This window comes from Solibacillus isronensis (assembly GCF_023715405.1).
In the GTDB taxonomy this organism is placed as follows: Bacteria; Bacillota; Bacilli; order Bacillales_A; family Planococcaceae; genus Solibacillus; species Solibacillus isronensis_B.
The window spans coordinates 16,753-43,268 of the sequence record NZ_JAMBOC010000005.1; the positions used below are offsets into that span (position 1 = coordinate 16,753).

Here is a 26,516-nt window from a genome sequence, read left to right on the forward strand (position 1 = left end):
AAGATTATTTAAAACGGTATGTGATACGACCGCGAGTTAAATCATAAGGGGATAACTCAATAGTAACCTTATCTCCAGGTAGGATACGGATAAAGTGCATACGGATCTTTCCAGATACGTGTGCAAGCACAGTGTGCCCATTTTCTAATTCTACCTTAAACATCGCGTTTGGCAAAGTCTCAAGAACTGTCCCTTCGACTTCAATTACATCGTCTTTCGCCATCTTCTCGACTCCCTTCTATATGCTTATATCAAAAAACTCATGCGAGCTCTTGCAACTGTTTCTCCTAATTAAGAAGCAACTCGTTTCAACATATGGTTTGGATTGCATGAGAGATGTAGAATAAGACGCTCGTCTGGTTTCGCTTCACACAATCCATGGAAACAGTATCCTATAAGGAACCGCATCCTTATGTTAACACGATAGCCGGAATGTCTTGATGAGAGATTCATACCCGTTACACAGATGCTTCCACGAAACCCATTATACGTTACAAAGATGTCATCACACTAATTTAGTGCTCAACCTTTATAGTATATACCGGGCACAATATGCTTTTGCAACTCTCAAAAAATTATGTTTCGTTGTTGCCTCCGCATGACTACCGCGGAAGCTGTCTAGCGCCCGGACGGATATCAGCTGCGGCTGCCCTGCAATAGAGCATCAAGATCAGCAAATACTTTTGAAATTTCTTGCTGTCCATTAATATTTGTAAGTACTCCCTTTGCTTTATAAAAATCAAGTAAAGGTTGCGCTTGGTTCATATTTACTTCCAGACGGTTTGTAACAGTTTCAGGATTATCATCTGCACGCGTGTATAACTCGCCGCCATCTTTATCACAAATGCCATCCACTTTTGGTGGGTTGAACACTAAATGATATGATGTACCACAAGTCTTACAAATACGACGACCACTTAAACGTGCGATTAATTCTTCTTTTTCAACTTGAACATTAATTGTATGCTCAACTGGGCGCCCTAATTCTTCAAGGATGCTATCTAAAGCTTCAGCTTGAGGAACTGTACGCGGGAATCCGTCTAATAAGAAACCTTTTTCGCAGTCTGGTTGTGAAAGACGTTCACGAACAATACCAATCGTTACTTCATCAGGTACCAATGCACCTTGATCCATAAATGATTTGGCCTGTAAACCTAATTCTGTACCTTCTTTAATAGCGGCACGGAACATATCGCCTGTAGAAATATGAGGGATTGCGTACTTCTCAACAATTTTGTCAGCCTGAGTACCTTTACCGGCACCTGGAAGACCCATTAAAACGATATTCATACGTAATACTCCCCTTTATAGCATAAGCCGGTAAGGAAACGAGAATGTTTCCTAAACCTGCATTATTTCATAAAGCCTTTATAATGACGCTTCACTAATTGAGACTCTAACTGTTTCATCGTTTCAAGTGCCACACCGACTACGATAATCATACTTGTTCCCCCGATTTGAGCCGAAGCTGGCAGGTTCATAAAGTTAATGAATAAAATCGGCATTACTGAAATAGCAACTAAGAATAAAGCACCAACTAATGTCAAACGATAAAGAACTTTTGTTAAGTAAGCTTGAGTGTCATTACCTGGGCGGATACCCGGGATATAAGCACCTTGCTTTTTCAAGTTGTCTGCCACATTTTCCGGATTCACCTGAATGAATGCATAGAAATATGTGAAGGCGATAATTAAAGCAACATAGATTAACATACCAACAGGTTTAGTATAGTCAAACGTGTTCGTAATAAACGCTGTTACATTATTATCTCCAAAGAATGTTGCTAAAGTTTGAGGTGTAACAATAAACGCTACCGCAAAGATTACCGGAATAACCCCTGCAGCATTTACTTTTAACGGTAAATGCGTTTGCTGTGCACCAACTTTAGGTGAATTCCCAGCAACTCGTTTTGCATATTGGATTGGAATTTTACGCAACGCTTGTTGAATATAAATAACTCCAACGACAACAGCAAGCAGCACTAGAACTAATAGAACTAAAATGGCAATATTGATAAACAATTGATCGCCGGCTCCATCAATTTGTTGTGCATAGATTTGGTTTACTGCGTTAGGAATCGCAGCTACGATACCAGCAAAGATAATGATAGAAATACCGTTACCAACACCATATGCAGTAATTTGTTCAGATAACCACAATAGGAATGCAGTACCTGCAGTTAATACGATTGAAATCGTTAAGTACGATTGAATACTAGTATCCGTAATCAATGATCCGCCATAAAATTGGTTAAACCCAAAGCTCATTGCGAAAGATTGAATGAATGCTAATACAATCGTAAAGTAACGAGTGAATTGAGCCAACTTGCGTCGACCTACATCACCTTGTTTCGCCCATTCTGCAAACTTAGGAACAACATCCATTTGAAGTAACTGGACAATAATTGAGGCTGTGATGTACGGCATAATCCCCATCGCAAAGATCGAGAAGTTTGCCAATGCACCACCGCCAAACGTATTAAGGAAACCTACTAAGCTGAACTCATCAGTTGCCTTTAATACATCTGCGTTAACATTTGGTACCGGGATGAATGTCCCGAGACGAAAAATGATTAACATTAAAAGTGTGAAGATGATTTTATTTCGTATATCTCGAACGCGCATAAAGTTAGAGATTGTCTGAAACATTAGATCACCTCAGTTGTTCCGCCAGCGTTCTCAATTGCTTCTTTTGCAGAAGCTGAGAATTTGTGAGCCTTAACATTAAGCTTAACGCTTAACGTTCCATGACCTAGAATTTTGATTCCAGCTTTTTCGTTGCTCACGATACCAGTTTCTAATAATAATGCAGGTGTTACTTCTGCACCATCTTCAAAACGGTTTAACGCGTCAAGGTTAACGATAGCGTATTCTTTACGGTTAATGTTCGTAAAGCCACGTTTAGGTAAACGACGGAAAAGTGGGTTTTGACCCCCCTCAAATCCTGGGCGAACGCCGCCGCCAGAACGAGCGTTTTGACCTTTATGACCTTTACCAGAAGTTTTACCGTTACCAGAACCGATACCACGACCAACGCGGTTACGTACTTTACGTGAACCTTCTGCTGGTTTTAACTCATGAAGTTTCATTTGGGTGGCACCTCCTTGTTCGTATAATTGAAATTAAATTTCTTTAACAGTAACTAAGTGAGCTACTTTTGTAATCATCCCGCGGATTGCAGCGTTATCAGCTTGTTCCACAGTTTGGTTTAATTTACGTAATCCTAAAGCCTCAACAACTTTACGTTGGTTTGGTTTAGTACCGATGACAGATTTATTAAGGGTAATTTGTAATTTAGCCATTATAATTCCCCCCCTTATCCTAATAACTCTTCCACTGATTTACCGCGTAGTTTTGCAACTTCTTCTGCGCGTTTTAATTCAGTTAAACCTGCTACAGTTGCACGCACCATGTTGATTGGTGTGTTTGAACCAAGAGATTTTGAAAGAATATCAGTAATACCAGCTAATTCCAGTACGGCACGTACCGGACCACCAGCGATAACTCCTGTACCAGGAGCTGCAGGTTTGATTAAGATTGAACCTGCACCGAAGCGACCTTGCACTAAGTGTGGAGTAGTTCCACCCACGCGTGGTACTTCGATTAAGTTTTTCTTCGCGTCTTCAACAGCCTTACGGATTGCATCTGGAACCTCTTGGGCTTTACCAGTACCAAATCCTACATGACCATTTTTATCTCCTACTACTACTAGAGCAGAGAAGCGGAAGCGACGACCACCTTTAACAACTTTAGCAACACGGTTAATTGTAACTACGCGTTCTTCAAGTTCTAATTTGTTTGCGTCAATGCGACTCATGAAGTATGTCCCTCCTTCTTATTAAAATTCTAAGCCGTTTTCACGTGCAGCTTCTGCTAAAGCTTTTACACGTCCGTGATATAAGTAACCGCTACGGTCAAATACTACTGTAGTAATATTTTTTTCAGCAGCGCGTTTAGCGATTGTTTCACCGATTTTAGCAGCAGCTTCTACGTTTGCGCCCATACCTTCGAAAGCTTTTTCTTGAGTATTAGCAGAAACTAAAGTTACGCCAGCTACGTCATCGATTAGTTGTGCATAAATGTTCTTGTTAGAACGGAATACGTTTAAACGTGGACGTTGTGCAGTACCCGAAATTTTAGAACGAACACGCCCATGACGTTTTTTACGAACTTGATTTTTATCTTGTTTCGTAATCACAGTGGTCACTCCTTTCAAAATTTAATGCGGTTTTATGCCGCATTATTTACCTGTTTTACCTTCTTTACGGCGAACGAATTCACCTTCGTAACGGATCCCTTTACCTTTGTATGGCTCTGGTGGACGTACGTCACGGATGTTAGATGCTAATGCACCAACACGCTCTTTAGAAATACCTTTAACGATGATCTTCGTGTTCGAAGGAACTTCGACCTCTAATCCTTGCTCAGGTGTAAACTCAACTGGGTGAGAGTAACCAACGTTTAGTACAAGCTTAGTACCTTGTAACTGTGCACGGTAACCTACACCGACAAGTTCTAGAGTACGAGTGAAGCCTTCAGAAACACCTGTTACCATGTTAGCTAGTAACGCACGAGTTGTACCGTGGTTTGTACGGTGTTCTTTAGAATCAGAAGGACGAACAACTGAAAGTGTGTTGCCTTCTTGCTCGATTTTCATATCTTGGTTGAATTGACGAGTTAATTCGCCTTTAGGACCTTTAACAGTAACAACGTTGTCAGCAGCGACTTCGATTGTTACGTTAGCAGGTACTTCGATAACTTTTTTACCTACGCGAGACATTTATATTGCACCTCCGTTCTTTTCTTACTAATTACCAAATGTATGCTAAGATCTCTCCGCCAACTTGTTTAGCGCGAGCTTCTTTGTCAGTTAATAAACCGTTTGAAGTAGATACTAAAGCGATACCAAGACCGTTTAATACTTTAGGTACTTCGTTTGTTTTAGCATATACACGTAAACCTGGTTTAGAAATACGTTTTAGACCAGTGATAACACGCTCGTTCTCTTTACCGTATTTTAAGAAAATACGGATGATACCTTGCTTGTTGTCTTCTACATATTCTACATCACGTACGAAACCTTCACGCTTTAAAATTTCAGCGATCTCTTTCTTTACGTTAGAAGCAGGAACTTCTAACTTCTCGTGACGAACCATGTTCGCATTACGAATGCGTGTAAGCATATCTGCAATCGGATCAGTCATTGTCATGAAAATTTACCTCCTTCCCAAATTAGGGGATTACCAGCTGGCTTTTTTAACGCCAGGAATTTGTCCCTTATATGCAAGTTCACGGAAACAAATACGGCAAAGTTTAAATTTGCGGTATACAGAGTGTGGACGGCCACAGCGTTCACAACGTGTATATTCTTGAACTTTAAATTTTTGCGTGCGTTGTTGTTTAACGATCATTGATTTTTTTGCCACGTCTTCGCCCTCCTTATTTTATTACTTTTGGAACGGCATACCGAACTGTGTTAATAACTCGCGAGCTTCTTCGTCAGAATTCGCAGTAGTTACGATCACGATGTCCATACCGCGTACTTTTGAAACTTTATCGTAATCGATTTCTGGGAAAATTAATTGTTCTTTAACACCTAATGTATAGTTACCGCGACCGTCGAATGCTTTTTTAGAAACACCACGGAAGTCACGTACACGTGGAAGTGCGATAGAGATTAATTTATCCAGGAATTCATACATACGCTCACCGCGTAGTGTAACTTTAGCACCGATCGCTTGACCTTCACGTAAACGGAAACCTGCGATAGATTTTTTCGCTTTAGTTACTACTGGTTTTTGACCAGTAATTGTTGTTAATTCTTCAACAGCTACATCAAGAGCTTTTGAGTTTTGAACAGCGTCACCAACACCCATGTTGATTACGATTTTCTCCACTTTTGGAACTTGCATTACTGATTTATATTCGAACTTGCTCATAAGAGCAGGTGAAACTTCGTTTAAATACTTTTCTTTTAGGCGGCTCATGTGTGTACCTCCCTTCTCAATTTACTTATTAGTCGATTACTACACCTGATTTTTTTGCAACACGAACTTTTTTGCCATCTTTGATCTCAATACCTACACGAGTCGGCTCGCCAGATTTAGGATCGATTAGCATTACGTTCGAAACGTGGATTGCAGCTTCTTGAGATACAATTCCACCTTGTGGGTTAAGTTGGTTAGGTTTAACGTGTTTCTTAACGATGTTTACACCTTCAACAAGAACACGGTCTTGTTTAGGGAAAGCAGCTAAGATTACGCCTTCTTTACCTTTGTCTTTACCAGTAATTACCTTTACTTTATCGCCCTTTTTAACATGCATTATGTGTCGCACCTCCTTGATTGGTACTGTCATGAAATTAAAGAACTTCTGGAGCTAGAGAAACGATTTTCATGAAGTTGCCATCACGTAATTCACGTGCAACTGGTCCGAAAATACGAGTTCCGCGTGGTGATTTATCATCTTTGATAATTACGCAAGCATTCTCATCAAACTTAATGTAAGTACCGTCTTTACGACGAGCACCTGATTTTGTGCGAACGATAACAGCCTTAACAACGTCACCTTTCTTGACAACGCCACCTGGTGTTGCTTTCTTAACTGTACAAACAACGATATCACCGATGTTTGCAGTTTTACGTCCAGAACCACCAAGTACTTTAATCGTTAAAACTTCACGTGCACCTGAGTTGTCAGCAACTTTCATACGACTTTCTTGTTGAATCACTTAGGTTACCTCCCTTCGGAAATATATTTTATTCCGAAATGTGTTATTAAATAATAACCGCTTTTTCTACAACTTCAACTAAACGGAAGCGTTTAGTAGCTGATAGCGGGCGAGTTTCCATGATACGTACGATATCACCGATATTCGCAGTGTTTAGCTCATCATGAGCTTTAAACTTTTTCGAGTATTTTACACGCTTGCCATAAAGCTTGTGCTTTTTATGAGTTTCAACTAAAACAGAAATTGTTTTATCCATTTTGTCAGAAACAACACGGCCCGTGTAAACTTTGCGTTGGTTACGCTCAGTCATACTTAAAACCCTCCTTTATCAGTTATTTGCACTGATTTCTCTTTCACGAATCACAGTTTTCATACGTGCGATCGCTTTGCGAACTTCACGGATGCGAGCTGTGTTTTCTAATTGACCAGTCGCCAATTGGAAGCGAAGGTTGAAAAGCTCTTCTTTCAGTGATTTCACTTTTAATTCGATTTCATTAGTGGCAAGGTCACGGATTTCATTAGCTTTCATTAGATTCACCACCAGTTTCTTGACGTTTTACAATCTTACATTTAACAGGAAGTTTGTGTGATGCTAAACGAAGTGCTTCACGTGCTACCTCTTCAGATACACCAGCAATTTCGAACATTACTTTTCCTGGTTTTACTACTGCTACCCAACCTTCAGGAGAACCTTTACCAGAACCCATTCGGACTTCTAGAGGCTTTTTCGTGTAAGGTTTATGTGGGAAGATTTTGATCCAAACTTTACCGCCACGTTTCATGTAACGAGTCATTGCGATACGAGCAGATTCGATTTGACGGTTTGTAATCCAAGATGCTGTTGTAGCTTGTAAGCCAAACTCACCGAAAGATACTTCTTTACCGCCTTTCGCTTCTCCACGCATGTTACCACGGTGTTCACGACGATATTTTACGCGTTTAGGTAATAACATTTTATTTGCCTCCTTCCACAGAGTTCTTTTTAGTAGGAAGGACTTCACCACGGTAGATCCAAACTTTAACGCCTAGTTTACCGTAAGTAGTATCAGCTTCAGCATGTGCATAATCAATGTCAGCACGTAATGTATGAAGCGGAACAGTTCCTTCGCTATAGTGTTCAGCACGCGCGATATCAGCGCCACCTAAACGACCAGATACTTGTGTTTTAATACCTTTTGCACCAGCGCGCATTGTGCGTTGGATTGATTGTTTTTGAGCACGACGGAATGATACGCGGTTCTCAAGTTGACGAGCGATGTTTTCAGCTACTAATTTAGCGTCAAGATCTGCACGTTTGATTTCAATAATGTTGATATGCACACGTTTACCAGTTAATTCAGTTAAGTGTTTACGTAAGTTTTCTACTTCCGTACCACCTTTACCGATAACCATACCTGGTTTCGCAGTGTGAATAGTGATGTTTACGCGATTTGCAGCGCGTTCGATTTCTACTTTAGATACAGATGCATCTTTAAGTTTAGTTTCGATATATTTACGTACTTTGATGTCTTCGTGTAATAAGTTAGCGTAGTCTTTCTCAGCGAACCACTTTGACTCCCAGTCACGAATAATACCAACACGTAGTCCTATTGGATGTACTTTTTGACCCACGGATTAAACCTCCTTCTTCTCAGATACCACGATTGTAATGTGGCTAGTACGTTTGTTGATTGCCGACGCACGACCTTGTGCACGTGGACGGAAACGTTTTAATGTTGGACCTTCATCAACAAAGATTTCAGATACAACTAAGTTATTAACATCTAACTCATAGTTATGTTCAGCGTTAGCAACTGCAGATTTTAATACTTTCTCAACGACTGGAGACGCCGCTTTTGGAGTATGACGTAAAATTGCAACTGCTTCACCAATTTGCTTGCCTCGGATTAAGTCTACTACTAGACGTACTTTACGAGGAGCGATACGAACTGTACGAGCGATAGCTTTAGCTTGTGTCATTAGGATTTACCTCCTCTCAAAATTAGCGTCTTGTTTTCTTGTCATCTGCACCGTGACCTTTATAAGTACGAGTTGGTGCGAACTCACCAAGTTTATGACCTACCATATCTTCAGTTACGTATACAGGAACGTGTTTACGTCCATCATATACAGCGATTGTTAAACCGATGAAGTTAGGGAAGATAGTAGAACGGCGAGACCAAGTTTTAATAACCTGTTTTTTCTCAGAAGCCTCTTGTGCTTCCACCTTTTTCATTAGGTGGTCATCAACAAAAGGTCCTTTCTTTAAGCTGCGACCCATTTAGGAACCTCCCTCCGTGATACGACCACGGCTCTCGAACTGAACCGTAGTTTTACCACATTATTTTTTACGTCCACGAATAATAAATTTAGATGATTTATTTTTCTTGTTACGAGTTTTGTAACCAAGAGTTGGTTTACCCCATGGTGTCATTGGAGATTTACGTCCAATTGGAGAACGTCCTTCACCACCACCGTGTGGGTGATCGTTAGGGTTCATTACAGAACCACGTACAGTTGGGCGTTTACCTAACCAGCGAGAACGACCTGCTTTACCGATGTTGATAAGTTCATGTTCTTGGTTACCAACTTGACCGATTGTTGCACGGCAAGTAGCAAGAATTAAACGAACTTCACCAGATTGTAAACGAACGATTACATACTTACCTTCACGACCTAATACTTGCGCAGAAGTACCAGCTGAACGTACTAATTGTCCACCTTTACCAGGTTTCATTTCGATGTTATGGATTGTTGTACCCATTGGAATGTTTGCTAATGGTAATGCGTTACCTACTTTGATATCCGCTTCTGGACCTGAATAAATAGTTTGACCTACTTCAAGACCTTTCGCAGCTAAGATGTAACGTTTTTCACCGTCAGCATAGTTAATTAAAGCGATGTTCGCAGAACGGTTTGGATCGTATTCGATCGTAGCAACTCGTCCTGGAATGCCGTCTTTAAGACGTTTAAAATCGATAACACGGTATTGTTTCTTGTGACCGCCACCGTGATGACGAACAGTAATTTTACCCTGGTTGTTACGACCAGCTTTGCGTTTAATTGGTAATAATAAAGATTTCTCTGGTTTATTAGTTGTAATTTCCGCAAAGTCAGATGACGTCATATTACGACGACCATTTGTGGTTGGCTTATACTTTTTAATCGCCATTTGTTTTCCCTCCTTCTTTAAGGTTACTTATATAAATTTGAAATTAGATTTCGAATAACTCGATTTCTTTTGAATCAGCAGTTAATTTAACAATCGCTTTACGACGTTTGTTAGTGTAGCCGCCAAATTTACCAACGCGTTTGAACTTACCTTTGTAGTTCATTACGTTTACTTTCTCAACTTTAACACCGAAGATTTCTTCAACAGCGTCTTTAACTTGAGTTTTGTTAGCGCGAGTGTCTACTTCGAAAGTATACTTTTTCTCTGCCATAATTTCTGAAGAACGCTCAGTAATGACCGGACGTTTTAAGATATCACGTGCTTCCATTATCCAAGCACCTCCTCAACTTTTTTTACAGCATCTTGAGTGAATACAACTTTATCGTGACCTAATAGGTCTAATACGTTGATTCCTTCAGCTGTTAACACTGTAACACCAGGGATGTTACGAGCAGATAAAATAGCGTTTTCGTTAACTTCAGCAGTTACGAATAATGCTTTTTTGCTGATTTCTAAAGCAGCTAATACTGATTTGAAATCTTTTGTTTTTGGTGCATCAAATGATAATGCATCAAGTACTACTAAGTTTTGCTCTAATACTTTTGTAGATAAAGCAGACTTAATCGCTAAGCGACGAACTTTCTTAGGTAGTTTGTAAGCGTAGCTACGTGGAGTAGGACCGAATACAACACCACCACCACGCCATTGTGGAGAGCGGATCGAACCTTGACGAGCACGACCAGTTCCTTTTTGACGCCATGGTTTACGACCACCACCAGCAACTGCAGAACGGTTTTTAACTTTGTGATTACCTTGACGTAAAGAAGCACGTTGTGCAACTACAGCGTCGAATAATACAGCTTCGTTTGGCTCGATTCCGAAAATCGCATCGTTTAATTCGATTTCACCAACTGAAGCACCTGTTTGACTAAGTACTGAAACCTTTGTCATTCCTGTTTCCTCCTTTCTTTAAGAGAATTATTTTGATTTAATAGCAGTTTTAACTGTTACTAATGCTTTTTTAGAACCAGGAACATTACCTTTAACAAGTAGTAAGTTGCGCTCTACATCAACCTTAACGATTTCAAGGTTTTGAATAGTAACAACTGTGCCACCCATTTGACCAGGTAATTTCTTTTGCTTGAATACGCGGTTCGGGGCAACTGGACCCATTGAACCAGGACGACGGTGGTAACGAGAACCGTGAGACATAGGGCCGCGAGATTGACCATGACGTTTAATAACACCTTGGAAACCTTTACCTTTTGTTACACCTGTTACATCGATTACATCGCCTTCAGCGAAAATTTCAACCTTGACTTCTTGACCAACTTCGTAAGTCGCAGCTTCTAAGTTGCGGAACTCACGGATGAAGCGCTTAGGAGCAGTATTTGCTTTTGCTACGTGACCTTGTGCAGGTTTGTTAGAAAGCTTAACGCGCTTGTCTTCAAAACCTAATTGGATCGCTTCGTAGCCATCAGTTTCAACAGATTTCTTTTGTAAAACTACGTTTGGAGTAGCTTCGATTACTGTTACTGGGATAAGATCTCCGTTTTCAGCGAAAACTTGAGTCATACCAATTTTTCTACCTAAGATTCCTTTAGTCATTTGTCACACCTCCTGTAAATTTTAGAAAAAGTTTTATATTTGTTTTTACCATTAAAGTTTGATTTCGATATCAACGCCAGATGGTAAATCAAGCTTCATTAACGCATCAACAGTTTGTGGTGTCGGGTTAACGATGTCGATAAGACGTTTATGTGTGCGCATTTCAAATTGCTCACGAGAATCTTTGTACTTATGAACCGCACGTAAGATCGTGTATACAGATCTTTCAGTTGGTAGTGGGATCGGACCCGATACTCCAGCACCTGAACGTTTCGCAGTTTCAACGATTTTCTCAGCAGATTGATCAAGGATACGGTGATCATATGCTTTTAAACGAATACGAATTTTTTGTTTTGCCATTACTTTCCCTCCTTCTCGCCTATTTTCTAGACATTCTCCACGAAAATTTCTCCTACACACCGCCATGGCAAAGCGGCCGGGTGTGTCGGCAACCTCTCGCTTCATCGCAGTCAAAGACCAACATTCAACATTATATACAATAAAAAAGAAGTTCGCAAGTCTTTTAGCAAAATTCTTTTCATAATGTTTTATTCTTTATAAATAGGTTCGCTCTTTTTGAGCCGTTTTCTAGTATATAAGTTTCTGACGGTGAAAGCAACTGAAAAGGGAGTAATATGCTTTAAATATATTATTCTGAAAACTAACGGTTCAGAAAACGAAAAAATCGCCGCTTTCTATTTGCTGAAAGCGACGACTATTATTATAGGAAGAAAACGACTGCAATCCAGCCGAAAATAATCTGGGGAATATTATAGAAGATAAATGTTGGTACACATGTTTCCCAAATATGATTGTGCTGTCCATCGACATTTAGCCCCGCTGTCGGACCTAGAGTAGAATCGGATGCCGGAGAGCCAGCATCACCGAGTACACCCGCTGTTCCAATTAAACAGATGATCGCTAATTCACTTAGTCCCAGTTCAATTGCGATTGGAACAAAGATTGCTGCAATGATTGGAATCGTTGCAAATGAAGAACCAATTCCCATTGTGACAATTAAACCGACAATTAACATAACTAAAACGGCTATACTTACATTCCCGTTAAAAATGTCCATTGCACCTGATACTAGTGTTTCAACATCGCCTGTAGCATTTATAACAGCTGAAAATCCGTTTGCTGAAATCATAACGAACCCGACAAATGCCATCATACGCATTCCATCCGATAGAACTTTATCTGCTTCTTTTGCTTTTAGTGCGCCTGTAATATATAAAATGATAATACCGGCAATCGACCCGACAATCATTGAATCCGTCATTACTTGTACTACCACAGAAGTAATTAACGCTACGGCAGCAAAAATAATGTGTAATGTATTTACATCTTTATTTAAGTCATTCGTTGTATCCAGTTCGATATTTTCATATTGTCTAGGTTTACGGTAGGCAACAAAGGCTCCTACAAGACCTACAGCCATCCCTAGCGCTACAATAGCCATTGCCTTAGGAACATCACTCAAAACAACGTCTAGCCCTGCTATGGCCATTTGATCGACTATAATACCCTGATAGATTAAACCGAACCCTGCAGGTATGAACATATAAGGCATAACTAAACCGAACGTTAAAATACATGCGATTAAACGGCGGTCAATTTGCAGCATGTTCATAATTTTGATCATTGGCGGTACGATTAAAGGAATAAATGCAATATGCACCGGAATCAAGTTTTGCGACATGATTGCCATTGCCAGCAATACTAAGAAGATTAATGCTTTGGCAGCACCTTTCTTTTGAGTGTCACCTTCACGCTGTACAATTTTTAAAATTGCTTTTACTAATATTTCAGGGATACCAGTACGAGATATTGCAAGTGCAAATCCGCCTAGCAATGCATAGCTTAGCGCAATGGTTGCACCCCCGCCAAGACCGTCTACAAAGGCCTTAATCGTCTCTGTTATATCTAATCCGCCGGCAAGGCCGCCAATAATTGCCCCAATAGTCAGGGATAAAACGACATTTATACGCAGTAGGCTTAAAATAAGCATGACCCCTACCGCTATTAAAACAGCATTCATGTTGTACACTTCACTTTCGTCTGCTAAATTACTAATGTGTTAAAGTTACAAGAAAATTGAATGTGAGTCAACGGATATAGATAAAATAAAACCGTCAAATAAGAGAAAATTGACGGTTTGAAGTATTATAAAGCCTGTTTTATTATTTTTCTGTAATAATTGATTGTTAATGCGGCAAATATGATATACATGACGATATATAATGCCATTGTGACAAGTAGAGGCGTTGTCAATTCTGTACCGAATAAAAACCATCCGGATTTCACTGCGAAGTAGCTGTGCAATAGTCCGATCAGTAACGGTACACCAAAGTTAAATAACTGTTTCATCATTATACCGCGCGTTAATTCCTCTTGTGTAAAACCGATTTTCCGAAGAATCTTGTAGGATTCCATCTCTTCATCCGCTTCAGACATTTGCTTAAAGTATAAAATGCTGCCCGTTGCCAGTAAAAATGCTAAACCTAGAAACGCAGTAGTAAATATTGTTGTCCCGTAAAGGTTTAAATTGTATTCAACAGTTGATCGTTGAGAACTCAGTTTATTGACTCCTCGGTTTGCTTCACCATCTTCATACAGTATATTGGCACCTGTTTGTTTATATAGTTTTTCTACAATTTGATATGTTTCATCATCAGCATCAATTAAGTTAATTGATGTTTGCTCTTTTGTTGTATAACCAATTGCATGTTCTTTATTTAGTTGCTGCAACTGTTCAAAAACCGTATCTTCAACGATAACAACAAAGCCACCTGCCGTAATACGCCAAGCTACAACCGATGTATCATTTACTTCCTTAACTTTTAAAGGAAATTGGTGTTCTTGATGCAAAAATGTTAAATCCAAAGGTGCTTCAAGCGGCATTATCTTTGCCTGAAAGCCGTTATACCCTGCAATAATTGCTTCGCCCTCTGAAAGCTTTACATCTGAGTCAAGCTGTTGGTAGTCCGAAAGCGGAATCATTAATACATCCGCTAATGTATTACCTTGAAGCATATCTATTATTTCACCAGAAAAGAAATCTGTCATATCAAACTGTGCGCTTGTTAGTCTAAATGTCTTTTCCTCAAATGCTAATTCATTCTCCTCTAGCGCATCAATGAATGCCTCTTCACGTCCATCTACTATTATATAATCTGCTGGAATTGAGTTTTCCGCCGTACTATTTGCTGAATAATAGCTAATGTAGGAAAGGGTGGTAATTGCAAGAGACACTGCTGTAATCACAGTAATGAGTGTAAGAGATTTAGCATTGCCTTTCATCCGGTGCATAATCGGTGTCAGCGCCAGAACATCAGTCAGGTTCAAATGCCCTTTCTTTCTTATACGAAACAGATTTAATATGAATGCAACCGAATAGCGGAATACAAAGTAAGTCCCGCCGATTGTCGTAGCTAAAATAATAATCATACTTAAAAATAAGTTCGTTGTTTGCCCTGAAAATAATACCGTACTTTTATAGTAGCCATAAATAATCAAAGCCAACCCAATCGCACCCATCAACATCGGGAATACACTAAAGCGTTTTACACGCTCGTCCGCCTGTTTGGATGCATTAAATAACGAAAGCAATGTTGTTCTGTATACCATAAATGCCATTTGCACTAAAATGATTACTAACAGAATGCCAAATACAATTAGCGTATTCACAACGGCAACTTTACTAATACTCAACGTTACAACCGCATCAAATTTTAATAGCTTCAGTAAAATCATCGCAAATAGACGTGAGCTTAAAAAGCCTAATAAAATTCCGGCGCTTACCGCACCAGCAAATAATAGGATGTTTTCAAAAGCGATTAGGCGTGTCACAAGCCCTTTTGTCATGCCGACCAATTGATACAAACCGATTTCCTTGCTGCGGCGCTTAATAAATAAGTGATTGGCATACAGTACGAAGAACAGTACGATAAAATACAGCATATACGAAGCCGCTTCAAATCCTGAAGCTGCGGTTCCGCTCGCTTTTGTCGCTTCAATAACCGACTCATTATACTGCAGTGTTACAAACGAGAAAAACAGCGTCACACTGAAAATGAGTGCGAAAAAGTATAAATAATAGTGACGCATATTTTTTATCATGCTTTTAATAACGAGCTGTCTAAGCTTCACTCTGCTCACCGCCTAAAACACTTTGCGTATTCAAAATTTGCTGGAAAAACTCATTGCGCGATTTATCGCCCTTATACAGTTCCGTATAAATTTGGCCGTCTTTTAAGAACAGTACACGCGAACAGAAACTTGCGGCAATGGCATCATGTGTAACCATCATAATCGTTGCGTTTTTTGCTTGATTAATTTTTGCTAAATTATCGAGCAGTGCAGTTGCGGCTTTTGAATCAAGTGCACCTGTTGGCTCATCTGCAAATACAAGTGATGGATTAGTTACTAGGGCTCGAGCTGCAGATGTACGCTGCTTTTGACCACCGGATATTTCATTCGGGTATTTTGTTAAAATATCCGCAATCCCTAAAATCGATACAAGCTCCTTTAAACGTTGCTCCGCTGCTGCTTTTGGAATGGAACTAAGCGATAACGGCAACAGAATATTTTCCTTTACCGTCAACGTATCCAGTAAATTATAGTCCTGGAAGATGAAGCCGAGCTCATCACGTCTAAACTTCGCTAATGTACGCTCCTTCATCCCTTGAAGCTTTTGCCCATTAATTTCGACAAATCCGTCTGTCACTTGGTCTATGGAGCACAGTACATTTAATAATGTTGTTTTTCCTGAACCAGAAGCGCCCATAATACCGATAAATTCGCCTTTTTCTACTTCCAAATCTATGCCCTTTAATACTTCCTGTGCAAGCGAGCGCTTACCATATGTTTTTCGAACTTTACGTGCGATTAAAATGCTCATTGTTTCCCATCCTTTCTTGTTAACTTTATTCTACATGTTCCGTTAATGGGAATCGTTTGATTTACATGACAAAAACGCGTGGTAAGTGACAAGTTCGTCACATTCCAAGCGTTTTTTGATATTCATTCATTTTAGGGAAAGTAATTTTTACTGAAGTACCTACCCCTTCTGTTGATTCGATTGCCAGAAGAATATGCAGTGATTGTGCCGCCTGTTTAGCAAGATACAGCCCCATCCCTGTTGCAGCACTCGTTTCACGACCAATTGTTCCCGTGTAGGATTTGCGGAATACACGCGGCAAATCTTCACGCTTTATACCGATTCCGTCATCTTGAATGATGAGAACTGCCTGCTCATTAACCATATGAGCGGATATTCTGATTTCCCCCCCGACATCACTATACTTTACCGCATTCGATAAAATTTGCCGTACGATAAAACCTAGCCACTTTGCGTCTGATTGTACAGTGAGGTCATCCACTTCCAGATCAATGGCGATTTGCTTTTCAAAACACCAGCTGCGCAATGCTTTAATTTCTTGGATAAGTACGTCCTTCACCTTTACTTTTTCTATTCGGTTATCTAGCTCGATTGTCATAAGACGTGTTGCATGAAGCTGCTGGTCTAATAATAAATAAAGGCGCAGCCATTCATTTTCAATACGTTCCTTTACTTCGCTTTTCTCTACTTTTTCCATCAACAGCTGCATTGCCGTTAATGGGGATTTCATTTCGTGTACCCATGCTAAAAGTTCATCCTGCCGTTCTAGTACGATCTGCTTCTGTTCCTGTACTTTTCCATTCATATCAGCCAGCTGCTCTTTATAATCTTCATGGATAACATCATAGTAAGTTCCATTAAAAAACTTCGCATACGGCTTCATCAATTTCCTGTCTTTCATATAGCGTAAGCTGAAATAACCGGCAACGAGCGTAAACCAAATGATGTTTAAATAGAGTAGTGAAACATCGTGGAAGCCTTTATCTAGAAATAGTATTAAATTCAATAGCAGCTGAAGAATGATGACAAATAGCATCATAGAAATATATTGTCTTATAAACAAGCGGATCATGCATCCACCGCCAAATAGCCAAGGCCTTTTTTCGTCATAATCACATTGATTAGCCCAATATCCTCTAAACGTTGGCGTAAGCGGTTTACATTGACCGTTAATGTATTGTCGTTTACAAAGCGTTCATCATCCCATAATTTACGCATTAGTTCATCCCGGGAGACGATTTGCCCTTTTGCCTTGACCAGCACCTTTAAAATAAACAACTCATTTTTTGTCAACTCTACCTGTTTATCTTTATAATGAACAATTGCGCGGTCATAATGAATTTCAGCTCCATACCATTTTTCAATATCACTTTGCTGTGCTTCCTGGTAATTATATGCACGACGAAGCAATGCTTGTACTTTTGCGACTAATACTTCTGTATGGAAAGGTTTTTGCACAAAGTCATCTGCTCCCATTTGCATCGCCATGATCATGTCCATCGGGTGATCGCGTGAAGAAAGAAATAAAATAGGGACATTCGATACCGCCCTTATTTCACGACACCAATGGAAGCCGTCAAATGCAGGCAACTGAATATCAATAATAACAAGCTGAGGCTCTTCTTCTTTAAATGTCACCATTATGTGTTGAAAGTCTTTCGGTCCAATTACTTGAATATTCCATTGTGCTAATCGTTCACCTATGAGTTCAAATATGGAGACATCATCCTCTATTAATAATACCTTCAAAGAACACCACTCCTTCTATATACTTCCATTATACAAAAAACTAACAGTCCAACCCTTACAAACTTTGCTATAATCAATTCAATTACAGGAATTATAGGTGAAGAGGTGGGGAAAGAAAAATGGATCTACGCCAAATCAAATATTTTGTTGAAGTAGCCAAGCATTTAAGTTTTACAAAGGCAGCAGCAACATTACATGTGTCACAGCCATCTATTAGTAAAGCAATCCAAAACTTTGAGTCAGAGCTAGGTGTACCGCTGTTTTACCGTTCATCCAAACAGCTTGAGCTGACGGATGCCGGTCAGGCCGTTCTTGTGAATTCAATGCAAGTACTTGAATCATTTCAAAATCTGCGTTCGGAATTAACAGATTTGATGGAACTAAAGAAAGGACAAATCCGTATCGGCATTCCACCGATCGTTGGGGCCGAGTTTTTTTCAAAATTGATTAGCTATTATAAAGAGCTTAATCCATATATCGAAATTTTATTAACGGAAGTCGGAACGAAGCGCATACGCCAGGAAATTGAAGCTGGTGAACTGGATGTCGGATTAGTATGCAGTGTAACTTCCTCGAACGAATCTTTGGAAACAATACGTTTTTTAAAAGACCCTTTGATGTTAATCGTCCATGAAAGTCATCCTTTAGCTGCAAACGAAACGATACAGCTAAGTGAACTAGCGAATGAGACTTTTATTATTTACCGGAAAGATTTTATTTTGTATGACCGTATTATCGAGGAGTGCTCCAAACAAGGTTTCTTCCCTACAATTGCCTGTGAAACGACTCAGAAAGATCTATTTATCGAAATGGTTCAGGCAAAATTGGGGATTGCGCTGCTTCCGAAAAAACTTGCCGAAAAAATTCCGTACAATTCGATTAAATGCATCCCTTTTCAGGAAGAATCAATCTATCTTGAACTGGGGGTTACGTGGAAGAAAAATAAATACTTGCCTTTTGCTGTACGGGAATTTATTAAACTTGCCCGGGAATTTGTTGCCCAATAAAAAAGTTGCCTAGAAAGTTTCAGTACCTCTAGGCAACCATTTTATAATTTATTGGCATATTCATTTAACTGCGAAGACATCATTTGAATTTCCTTCACAAAATCGGAAACTTGTTGAATAGACTCGCTCTGTAATGTTCCGATAGTGGAAATTTGAGCAATAGACTTCGTAATATTTTGTGTAGCCTCATTAATTTGGTTCATCGTTTCTCTAATTTTTTGTGTTGATTCAATTGTTTCCTTCGAAAATTTGCGGATTTCCGTCGCTACGACTTCAAAGCCTCTCCCTTTTTCACCTGCTCGGGCAGCTTCGATCGCTGCATTTAATCCAAGCAAATTCGTTTGGTCCGCCATACGTTTCAATAATGTTAAAATGTCGGAAGTCTGTTGAACATTCCTTTCAGCCTGCTTTGATTGTTGCAGTAGCTCGTTTGCCGCCTCCCTCAAGCTTGTAGAACCATCCGCAATACTGCCAATCTGTTCGTTCGCATGTGTTAAAGAACCTGTTATTGCTTGGGAAATTTCTATTAATTCCGAATGCTTTCTTACTTGGACAGCAATTCCTCCAATTGTTTTACCTGTTTTATCGTATAATGGCGTTGCAGTCCCGATAAATTCAAAACCATAATAATCGGCTGGTACAACTGCTTCTAAACGACGGCTTTTCTTTAATGCAATCATTAACGGCTCTTCAGAATGTAATTTTTGGCCTATTCGGATCTTCAAGTCTAAGTCTTTAGCCGGGAAATAGGCTACAAACTTTTCGATATCACATACCCCAATCGATACGTCTGTTGGAATAGCATCTTTCACGATCGGTATCAATGAAATAAGCGCATCTAATGATTCAATTTTATTTAGCATATTTAACTCTCTTCTTTCCTATCACTAAAATTACTATATTGTTACTATTATACCATTTTTTCTATAAATCGAGCGAATTTCCGTCAACTTTTAATGCTTAAACAAAAAAGACTACTATTTCAGAAGAAATAGCAGTCACTTAGAAAATCTTATGCGTTTACTTTTTGTTTGGCTTTAGCTTCAATACGCTTTTTGTGTAAAATTGGCTCTGTGTATCCATTTGGCTGATCATAACCTTTAAATATCAATTCGCTTGCCGCTTGGAAAGCTACGGATTCCCCGTAGTTTGCTGACATTGGCAAGTATTCCGGATCATCGGCATTTTGCTCGTCTACAACTTTTGCCATACGGTTCAACGATTCCTCTACTTGTTCTTTCGTACAAATACCGTGATGCAGCCAGTTCGCTACATGCTGACTTGAAATACGCAACGTTGCGCGGTCTTCCATTAAGCCGATATCATTAATATCCGGCACTTTCGAACAGCCCACACCATGTTCCACCCAGCGAACAACATAGCCTAGAATTCCTTGTACATTATTATCAAGCTCATGTTGAATTTCTTCCGGTGACCAGTCTGTATTTGCAGCAACAGGAATTTCCAAAATCGCATCCTGTAAATCTTCCGATGTCACAATACCTTTTTGAACATCTTTAACATTTACTTCATGGTAGTGAGTGGCATGTAAAGTGGCTGCTGTCGGCGAAGGTACCCAGGCAGTATTCGCTCCTGCTTTCGGGTGGTTGATTTTTTGCTCAATCATATCCGCCATTAAGTCCGGCATTGCCCACATACCTTTACCAATTTGTGCACGGCCTTGTAAGCCCGCATTTAACCCAACAACGACATTGGATTTTTCATAAGAAGTTAACCATGTTGATGTTTTCATTTCGCCTTTGCGAATCATTGGACCTGCTTCCATCGATGTATGGATTTCATCACCTGTACGATCCAGGAATCCAGTATTAATAAATACGATACGGTTTTTCACTTCACGAATACATGCTTTTAAGTTAAGTGATGTACGACGCTCTTCATCCATGACACCGATCTTTAACGTGAAACGTTCCAACCCGATTAAATCTTCTACACGCTCAAATAGCTTATTTGCAAACGCTACTTCTTTTGAGCCGTGCATTTTCGGTTTTACAATATAAATAGAACCTTTTTGTGAGTTTTTATACTGGCCATTACCGATTACTTCATGCTTCGCTATTAAGCTCGTTATGACACCATCGATTATTCCTTCAGGCACTTCACTACCATCTTTATCTAAAATAGCCGGATTTGTCATTAAGTGACCTACATTGCGGATAAACATTAATGAGCGTCCGTTTAATGTTACCTCATCACCATTGACTCCCGTATATACACGGTCAGGATTTAGTGTACGCGTTACCGTTTTTGAGCCTTTTTCAAAGGTTGCCGTCAAGTCGCCTTTCATTAGCCCTAACCAGTTCGAATATACTTCAACTTTATCTTCTGCATCTACTGCTGCTACCGAGTCCTCGCAGTCCATAATTGTTGTAATTGCGGACTCTAAATAAATATCTTTTACACCAGCTGCATCGTCTTTACCGATTGGATGATTGCGGTCGATTTGAATTTCAATGTGTAAATCATTATTTTTAAGTAAAATTGCAGTCGGCTGTTCTGCTGTTCCTTTATAGCCCACTAACTTTTCAGGTTCCGTCAATGTCGCTGTTTCACCATTTGCAAGTGTCACTACTAATTGGCTTTCTGCAATTTTATAAGTTGTCGCTTCTTTATGTGAGGCTGATGTTAAAGGAGCTGCTTGATCTAAAAATAGTTTCGCATAATCGATTACTTTGTTACCACGGATCGGATTATAACCCTTACCTGCTTCAGCACCATCTTCATCACTGATGGCATCTGTACCATAAAGTGCATCATAGAAACTTCCCCAACGTGCATTGGCAGCATTAATCGCATAACGTGCATTGCTTACAGGTACAACTAATTGCGGACCTGCCTGATATGCAATTTCTGCATCCACATTTTCAGTTTCCACTTGAAAATCTTCTACTTTTATTTCTACATAACCGATTTCTTCTAAAAATGCTTTATAGTCAGCAAATTGGAAATTCCCCTTATTTCCTTTATGCCATTCATTAATATGAGCCTGCAGTGTATCCCGATGAGCAAGTAATGCCTTATTTTCAGGTGCCAGCTCATGAACCAGCTGATCAAAGCCGTTCCAAAATGCCGTTTGCTCTACTCCGCTATTTGGCAATACTTGTTCATTAATAAACTGAAATAATACTTCCGCTACTTGTAAGTTCCCCACTTGCACATAATTTGTCACTATTAAATCCCCCTTTTAAATGAACATTTCTAATAATTAATTAGAATCCCCTGTTCTTACATTTCATTATACAAGAGGCATGATATATATATGAAATACATATATTGAATAAACATTATGCTTTTACGCTATAAAGGGTATAAAAAAAACACCTTGCAAGCGTCCCTGCAAGGTGTTTTTAGAAAATTAGCGATTAGCTAAAATTATTTTTGGATAGATGCTACTACGCCAGCGCCTACAGTACGGCCACCCTCACGGATAGAGAATTTAGTACCTTCTTCTAAAGCGATTGGAGCGATTAATTCAACAGTCATTTCGATGTTGTCGCCAGGCATAACCATTTCTACGCCTTCTGGTAACATGCAGATACCAGTTACGTCAGTTGTACGGAAGTAGAACTGAGGACGGTAGTTAGAGAAGAATGGAGTATGACGTCCACCCTCTTCTTTTGATAATACATAAACTTCAGCTTTGAAGTTAGTGTGTGGAGTGATTGAACCTGGTTTAGCTAATACTTGACCACGTTGGATATCTTCACGAGCAATACCACGTAATAAAGCACCGATGTTGTCACCAGCTTCAGCGTAATCTAATAATTTACGGAACATTTCTACACCAGTTACAGTTGTAGTTTTAGCTTCTTCTTCGATACCGATAACTTCTACAACGTCACCAACTTTAACTTGACCACGTTCAACACGGCCAGTTGCTACTGTACCACGACCAGTGATAGAGAATACGTCCTCTACTGGCATCATGAATGGTTTGTCAGTTTGACGTTCTGGAGTTGGGATGTAAGAATCTACAGCGTCCATTAATTCAACGATTTTTTCTTCCCATTCTGCTTCGCCTTCTAAAGCTTTTAATGCAGAACCTTTGATTACTGGAACATCGTCGCCTGGGAAGTCATATTCAGATAGTAAGTCACGGATTTCCATTTCTACTAACTCTAATAATTCTTCGTCGTCAACCATATCACATTTGTTCATGAATACTACTAAGTAAGGAACACCTACTTGTTTAGAAAGTAAGATGTGCTCACGAGTTTGTGGCATTGGGCCGTCAGCAGCAGATACTACTAAGATACCGCCGTCCATTTGTGCAGCACCAGTGATCATGTTTTTAACATAGTCAGCGTGACCTGGGCAGTCAACGTGTGCATAGTGACGAGTTGCAGTTTCATATTCTACGTGAGAAGTATTGATTGTGATACCGCGCTCTTTTTCTTCTGGAGCGTTGTCGATGTCAGCGTAAGATTTAGCTGCACCACCCATTTTTTTAGAAAGAACTGTTGCGATAGCAGCAGTTAAAGTTGTTTTACCATGGTCAACGTGTCCGATTGTACCAACGTTAGCATGCGTTTTTGAACGGTCAAATTTTTCTTTAGCCATTAGAAAATGCCTCCTCAGAGATAGGTTTTATTTTTTTAAAAATTATTTATTCTAAGATGCCGACTATAAACGGGCCCCATCTATAGTCAGTCAATCATAGCTTACAAATTATTTATACTTGATGCAAGGTGAAATTTCAATTATTCACCTTTATTTTTTTTGATGATATCTTCTGCAATTGATTTTGGTACTTCTTCATAGTGATCGAACGTCATTGAGAATACACCGCGACCTTGAGTTGCAGAACGTAAAGTTGTAGCATATCCGAACATTTCAGATAGTGGAACCATAGAACGTACTACTTGAGAGTTACCACGAGCTTCCATACCCTCTACGCGACCGCGACGAGCAGTAATGTTACCCATAATATCACCAAGGTACTCTTCTGGAATTACAACTTCTACTTTCATCATTGGCTCTAAGATAACTGGGTTACATTTTTTAGCTGCTTCTTTTAAAGCCATAGATGCAGCGATTTTGAACGCCATTTCACTTGAGTCAACATCATGGTAAGAACCGAATACTAATTTCGCTTTAATGTCGATTAGTGGGTAACCAGCAACAACACCGCGGTCAAGAGAGTCACGTAGACCCGCTTCTACTGCAGGGATGTATTCACGAGGTACAACACCACCAACGATAGCGTTTTCGAATTCGAAACCTTTACCCTCTTCGTTTGGAGAGAACTCGATCGTTACGTCACCGTATTGACCGCGACCACCAGATTGACGAGAGAATTTACCTTGAACTTTAGCTTCGCTACGGAATGTTTCACGGTAAGATACCATTGGAGCACCCACGTTAGCTTCAACTTTAAATTCACGTTTCATACGGTCAACTAAGATATCAAGGTGAAGTTCACCCATACCAGAGATGATTGTTTGACCTGTTTCAGTGTCAGTATGTGCACGGAATGTTGGATCTTCTTCTTGTAGTTTTTGTAAAGCTTGACCCATTTTATCTTGGTCAGCTTTTGATTTTGGTTCTACAGAAAGAGAGATAACTGGTTCTGGGAATTCCATTGACTCTAAGATAACAAGGTTTTTCTCGTCACATAGAGTATCACCTGTTGTAGTATCTTTAAGACCTACAGCAGCAGCGATATCACCAGAGTATACTTTTGCGATCTCTTCACGAGAGTTAGCGTGCATTTGTAGGATACGTCCTACACGCTCACGTTTACCTTTAGAAGAGTTTTGTACGTAAGAACCAGCTTCTAATGTACCTGAGTACACACGGAAGAATGTTAACTTACCTACGAATGGGTCTGTCATTACTTTGAATGCAAGAGCTGAGAACGGCTCATCATCAGAAGAATGGCGGATGATTTCTTCTTCACCGTCAACGTCAGTACCTTTAATAGCTTCTACGTCAGTTGGAGCTGGTAAGTAATCAACAGCAGCATCTAACATTTTACGAACACCTTTGTGTTTGAATGCTGTACCACAAAGTACTGGGTAGAATTCTACCGCGATAGTAGCTTTACGGATTGCTGCTTTTAATTCTTCTTTAGTAATTTCTTCGCCTTCTAAGTATTTCTCCATAAGTTCTTCATCAACACTTGCAACAGCGTCGATTAGCTTCTCACGGTACTCTTCAGCTTGATCCATGAATTCTGCAGGGATTTCTCCTACAGTTACGTCTGTACCTTCATCGTTGCCGTAGAAAGTAGCGTTCATTTCGATTAAATCGATAATTCCTTTGAACTCGTCTTCAGCACCGATTGGTAATTGCACTGGGTGAGCATTAGCTTGTAAACGCTCATGTAATGTACCTACAGAATATAGGAAGTCAGCTCCCATTTTATCCATTTTGTTAATGAATACGATACGAGGAACTCCGTATGTTGTAGCTTGACGCCATACTGTTTCAGTTTGAGGCTCAACACCAGATTGAGCATCTAATACTGTTACAGCACCATCAAGTACGCGTAAAGAACGTTCAACTTCAACAGTGAAGTCTACGTGTCCTGGAGTATCGATGATGTTAATACGGTGACCATTCCATTGAGCTGTTGTTGCAGCAGAAGTGATTGTGATACCACGCTCTTGTTCTTGCTCCATCCAGTCCATTTGAGAACCGCCATCATGTGTTTCACCGATTTTGTGAATCTTACCAGTGTAATAAAGGATACGCTCAGTAGTTGTTGTTTTACCAGCATCAATGTGAGCCATGATCCCAATATTACGTGTATTCTCTAGAGAGAATTCGCGTTTCATAGGAAATTTCTCCTTCCATATTGGGTTAACTGTATAGATGGTAAAAATCTTAGCCCCAGCAATGCTAGAGCAAAGATCAAATTACCAACGGTAGTGAGCGAATGCTTTGTTCGCTTCTGCCATTTTGTGCATATCTTCACGTTTCTTAACTGAAGCACCTGTGTTGTTAGATGCATCTAAGATTTCGTTAGCTAAGCGCTCTTCCATCGTTTTTTCTCCACGAAGACGAGCGTAGTTTACTAAATAACGTAAACCTAAAGTTGTACGACGTTCTGGACGAACTTCTACAGGTACTTGGTAGTTAGAACCACCAACACGACGAGCACGTACTTCTAGTACAGGCATTACGTTGTTTAAAGCAGCTTCAAATACTTCTAAAGCATTTTGACCCGAACGCTCTTGAACTAATTCAAAAGCTCCGTATAAAATCTTTTGAGAAGTACCTCTTTTACCATCAATCATCATTTTGTTGATTAAACGAGTTACTAGTTTTGAATTATAAAGTGGATCTGGTAACACGTCACGTTTGGAAACAGGACCTTTACGAGGCATGTGTTTTCCTCCTTTCA

35 protein-coding genes are annotated in these 26,516 nt (G+C 39.7%); 1 reads left to right on the forward strand and 34 read right to left on the reverse strand.

All coding sequences use genetic code 11. From position 1 onward, the window contains the following. Positions 1 to 4: 4 nt before the first annotated feature. The 29 genes from infA to M3166_RS16135 form a co-directional block, all read right to left on the reverse strand. The gene (gene infA, locus M3166_RS15995; RefSeq protein WP_008406932.1) at positions 5 to 223 is read right to left on the reverse strand and encodes a translation initiation factor IF-1; all 219 of its coding nucleotides are present in this window, start codon (positions 221 to 223) and stop codon (positions 5 to 7) included. A 413-nt stretch (positions 224 to 636) separates the two neighbouring features. Beyond that, positions 637 to 1,290 (reverse strand): adenylate kinase, encoded by a 654-nt coding sequence (locus tag M3166_RS16000; protein ID WP_251690856.1) that lies wholly within the window; start codon positions 1,288 to 1,290, stop codon positions 637 to 639. A gap of 62 nt (positions 1,291 to 1,352) precedes the next feature. Next, complete coding sequence (gene secY, locus M3166_RS16005) at positions 1,353 to 2,648, reverse strand: preprotein translocase subunit SecY (RefSeq protein WP_251690858.1); 1,296 nt, start codon at positions 2,646 to 2,648, stop codon at positions 1,353 to 1,355. Further along, the gene (rplO, locus tag M3166_RS16010) at positions 2,648 to 3,088 is read right to left on the reverse strand and encodes a 50S ribosomal protein L15 (protein WP_008406935.1); all 441 of its coding nucleotides are present in this window, start codon (positions 3,086 to 3,088) and stop codon (positions 2,648 to 2,650) included. The genes secY and rplO overlap by 1 nt, the downstream gene beginning before the upstream one ends. Before the next feature lie 33 nt (positions 3,089 to 3,121). Beyond that, on the reverse strand, positions 3,122 to 3,301 hold the full coding sequence (gene rpmD, locus M3166_RS16015) for a 50S ribosomal protein L30 (protein WP_008406936.1): 180 nt from the start codon (positions 3,299 to 3,301) through the stop codon (positions 3,122 to 3,124). 14 nt (positions 3,302 to 3,315) lie between these two features. Next, on the reverse strand, positions 3,316 to 3,816 hold the full coding sequence (gene rpsE / locus M3166_RS16020; RefSeq protein ID WP_251690860.1) for a 30S ribosomal protein S5: 501 nt from the start codon (positions 3,814 to 3,816) through the stop codon (positions 3,316 to 3,318). A 21-nt stretch (positions 3,817 to 3,837) separates the two neighbouring features. Beyond that, a complete protein-coding gene (gene rplR, locus M3166_RS16025; RefSeq protein ID WP_008406944.1) occupies positions 3,838 to 4,197 on the reverse strand; it encodes a 50S ribosomal protein L18 in 360 nt (119 codons plus the stop codon). Between the two features lie 42 nt (positions 4,198 to 4,239). Beyond that, positions 4,240 to 4,779 carry a 50S ribosomal protein L6 gene (rplF, locus tag M3166_RS16030; protein ID WP_251690862.1) on the reverse strand — a complete coding sequence of 180 codons (540 nt, stop codon included), beginning with the start codon at positions 4,777 to 4,779 and terminating at the stop codon, positions 4,240 to 4,242. Between the two features lie 31 nt (positions 4,780 to 4,810). After that, on the reverse strand, positions 4,811 to 5,209 hold the full coding sequence (gene rpsH, locus M3166_RS16035; RefSeq protein WP_008406947.1) for a 30S ribosomal protein S8: 399 nt from the start codon (positions 5,207 to 5,209) through the stop codon (positions 4,811 to 4,813). Between the two features lie 30 nt (positions 5,210 to 5,239). Continuing rightward, the gene (gene rpsN, locus M3166_RS16040) at positions 5,240 to 5,425 is read right to left on the reverse strand and encodes a 30S ribosomal protein S14 (protein WP_008406949.1); all 186 of its coding nucleotides are present in this window, start codon (positions 5,423 to 5,425) and stop codon (positions 5,240 to 5,242) included. A 21-nt stretch (positions 5,426 to 5,446) separates the two neighbouring features. After that, a complete protein-coding gene (gene rplE, locus M3166_RS16045; protein ID WP_079523482.1) occupies positions 5,447 to 5,986 on the reverse strand; it encodes a 50S ribosomal protein L5 in 540 nt (179 codons plus the stop codon). A gap of 28 nt (positions 5,987 to 6,014) precedes the next feature. Then, a complete protein-coding gene (gene rplX, locus M3166_RS16050; protein WP_191701161.1) occupies positions 6,015 to 6,323 on the reverse strand; it encodes a 50S ribosomal protein L24 in 309 nt (102 codons plus the stop codon). A gap of 37 nt (positions 6,324 to 6,360) precedes the next feature. Beyond that, positions 6,361 to 6,729 (reverse strand): 50S ribosomal protein L14, encoded by a 369-nt coding sequence (gene rplN / locus M3166_RS16055; RefSeq protein WP_008406955.1) that lies wholly within the window; start codon positions 6,727 to 6,729, stop codon positions 6,361 to 6,363. Between the two features lie 46 nt (positions 6,730 to 6,775). Continuing rightward, complete coding sequence (rpsQ, locus tag M3166_RS16060) at positions 6,776 to 7,039, reverse strand: 30S ribosomal protein S17 (protein ID WP_008406957.1); 264 nt, start codon at positions 7,037 to 7,039, stop codon at positions 6,776 to 6,778. Positions 7,040 to 7,057: 18 nt separating this feature from the next. Next, positions 7,058 to 7,258, reverse strand: a complete 201-nt coding sequence (gene rpmC / locus M3166_RS16065; protein WP_008406958.1) for a 50S ribosomal protein L29 — start codon at positions 7,256 to 7,258, stop codon at positions 7,058 to 7,060. Then, positions 7,248 to 7,682 carry a 50S ribosomal protein L16 gene (rplP, locus tag M3166_RS16070; protein ID WP_008406960.1) on the reverse strand — a complete coding sequence of 145 codons (435 nt, stop codon included), beginning with the start codon at positions 7,680 to 7,682 and terminating at the stop codon, positions 7,248 to 7,250. Before rplP ends, rpmC begins: the two co-directional genes overlap by 11 nt. Position 7,683: 1 nt before the next feature. Continuing rightward, positions 7,684 to 8,340, reverse strand: coding sequence for a 30S ribosomal protein S3 (rpsC, locus tag M3166_RS16075; protein ID WP_251690863.1), 657 nt, complete (start codon positions 8,338 to 8,340; stop codon positions 7,684 to 7,686). A gap of 3 nt (positions 8,341 to 8,343) precedes the next feature. After that, positions 8,344 to 8,688: a 50S ribosomal protein L22 gene (rplV, locus tag M3166_RS16080; protein ID WP_008406963.1), complete on the reverse strand. Its 345-nt coding sequence runs from the start codon at positions 8,686 to 8,688 to the stop codon at positions 8,344 to 8,346. A 22-nt stretch (positions 8,689 to 8,710) separates the two neighbouring features. Further along, on the reverse strand, positions 8,711 to 8,989 hold the full coding sequence (rpsS, locus tag M3166_RS16085) for a 30S ribosomal protein S19 (protein WP_004233637.1): 279 nt from the start codon (positions 8,987 to 8,989) through the stop codon (positions 8,711 to 8,713). Between the two features lie 60 nt (positions 8,990 to 9,049). Beyond that, positions 9,050 to 9,880, reverse strand: coding sequence for a 50S ribosomal protein L2 (rplB, locus tag M3166_RS16090; RefSeq protein ID WP_251690865.1), 831 nt, complete (start codon positions 9,878 to 9,880; stop codon positions 9,050 to 9,052). A 43-nt stretch (positions 9,881 to 9,923) separates the two neighbouring features. Next, a complete protein-coding gene (gene rplW / locus M3166_RS16095) occupies positions 9,924 to 10,208 on the reverse strand; it encodes a 50S ribosomal protein L23 (RefSeq protein WP_008406966.1) in 285 nt (94 codons plus the stop codon). Beyond that, a complete protein-coding gene (gene rplD, locus M3166_RS16100; RefSeq protein ID WP_251690867.1) occupies positions 10,208 to 10,831 on the reverse strand; it encodes a 50S ribosomal protein L4 in 624 nt (207 codons plus the stop codon). Before rplD ends, rplW begins: the two co-directional genes overlap by 1 nt. A 27-nt stretch (positions 10,832 to 10,858) precedes the next feature. After that, a complete protein-coding gene (rplC, locus tag M3166_RS16105) occupies positions 10,859 to 11,488 on the reverse strand; it encodes a 50S ribosomal protein L3 (protein ID WP_251690869.1) in 630 nt (209 codons plus the stop codon). A gap of 51 nt (positions 11,489 to 11,539) precedes the next feature. Continuing rightward, positions 11,540 to 11,848, reverse strand: a complete 309-nt coding sequence (gene rpsJ / locus M3166_RS16110; protein ID WP_008406970.1) for a 30S ribosomal protein S10 — start codon at positions 11,846 to 11,848, stop codon at positions 11,540 to 11,542. 361 nt (positions 11,849 to 12,209) lie between these two features. Next, positions 12,210 to 13,529 (reverse strand): Na+/H+ antiporter family protein, encoded by a 1,320-nt coding sequence (locus M3166_RS16115; protein WP_251690871.1) that lies wholly within the window; start codon positions 13,527 to 13,529, stop codon positions 12,210 to 12,212. Between the two features lie 125 nt (positions 13,530 to 13,654). Further along, on the reverse strand, positions 13,655 to 15,640 hold the full coding sequence (locus tag M3166_RS16120; RefSeq protein ID WP_251690873.1) for an ABC transporter permease: 1,986 nt from the start codon (positions 15,638 to 15,640) through the stop codon (positions 13,655 to 13,657). Then, complete coding sequence (locus M3166_RS16125) at positions 15,630 to 16,391, reverse strand: ABC transporter ATP-binding protein (RefSeq protein ID WP_251690875.1); 762 nt, start codon at positions 16,389 to 16,391, stop codon at positions 15,630 to 15,632. Before M3166_RS16125 ends, M3166_RS16120 begins: the two co-directional genes overlap by 11 nt. 97 nt (positions 16,392 to 16,488) lie before the next feature. Then, positions 16,489 to 17,463: a sensor histidine kinase gene (locus tag M3166_RS16130; RefSeq protein ID WP_251690876.1), complete on the reverse strand. Its 975-nt coding sequence runs from the start codon at positions 17,461 to 17,463 to the stop codon at positions 16,489 to 16,491. Next, positions 17,460 to 18,140, reverse strand: coding sequence for a response regulator transcription factor (locus M3166_RS16135; protein WP_251690878.1), 681 nt, complete (start codon positions 18,138 to 18,140; stop codon positions 17,460 to 17,462). Before M3166_RS16135 ends, M3166_RS16130 begins: the two co-directional genes overlap by 4 nt. Before the next feature lie 119 nt (positions 18,141 to 18,259). Here M3166_RS16135 and M3166_RS16140 point away from each other — a divergent pair, with 119 nt between their 5' ends. Then, positions 18,260 to 19,147 carry a LysR family transcriptional regulator gene (locus M3166_RS16140; RefSeq protein ID WP_251690880.1) on the forward strand — a complete coding sequence of 296 codons (888 nt, stop codon included), beginning with the start codon at positions 18,260 to 18,262 and terminating at the stop codon, positions 19,145 to 19,147. Positions 19,148 to 19,188: 41 nt separating this feature from the next. Here the strand turns inward: M3166_RS16140 and M3166_RS19420 are convergent, their stop codons facing one another. The 5 genes from M3166_RS19420 to rpsG all read right to left on the reverse strand — a co-directional run bounded on the left by M3166_RS19420 (position 19,189) and on the right by rpsG (position 26,499). Then, complete coding sequence (locus tag M3166_RS19420) at positions 19,189 to 20,010, reverse strand: methyl-accepting chemotaxis protein (protein ID WP_285848950.1); 822 nt, start codon at positions 20,008 to 20,010, stop codon at positions 19,189 to 19,191. Positions 20,011 to 20,159: 149 nt separating this feature from the next. Next, positions 20,160 to 22,337: a malate synthase G gene (locus tag M3166_RS16150; protein WP_251690882.1), complete on the reverse strand. Its 2,178-nt coding sequence runs from the start codon at positions 22,335 to 22,337 to the stop codon at positions 20,160 to 20,162. Between the two features lie 203 nt (positions 22,338 to 22,540). Then, positions 22,541 to 23,728, reverse strand: a complete 1,188-nt coding sequence (gene tuf / locus M3166_RS16155) for an elongation factor Tu (RefSeq protein WP_079523494.1) — start codon at positions 23,726 to 23,728, stop codon at positions 22,541 to 22,543. Between the two features lie 140 nt (positions 23,729 to 23,868). Beyond that, on the reverse strand, positions 23,869 to 25,947 hold the full coding sequence (gene fusA, locus M3166_RS16160) for an elongation factor G (protein ID WP_251690884.1): 2,079 nt from the start codon (positions 25,945 to 25,947) through the stop codon (positions 23,869 to 23,871). Between the two features lie 81 nt (positions 25,948 to 26,028). Beyond that, positions 26,029 to 26,499 (reverse strand): 30S ribosomal protein S7, encoded by a 471-nt coding sequence (rpsG, locus tag M3166_RS16165; RefSeq protein ID WP_008406982.1) that lies wholly within the window; start codon positions 26,497 to 26,499, stop codon positions 26,029 to 26,031. Positions 26,500 to 26,516: the final 17 nt, after the last annotated feature.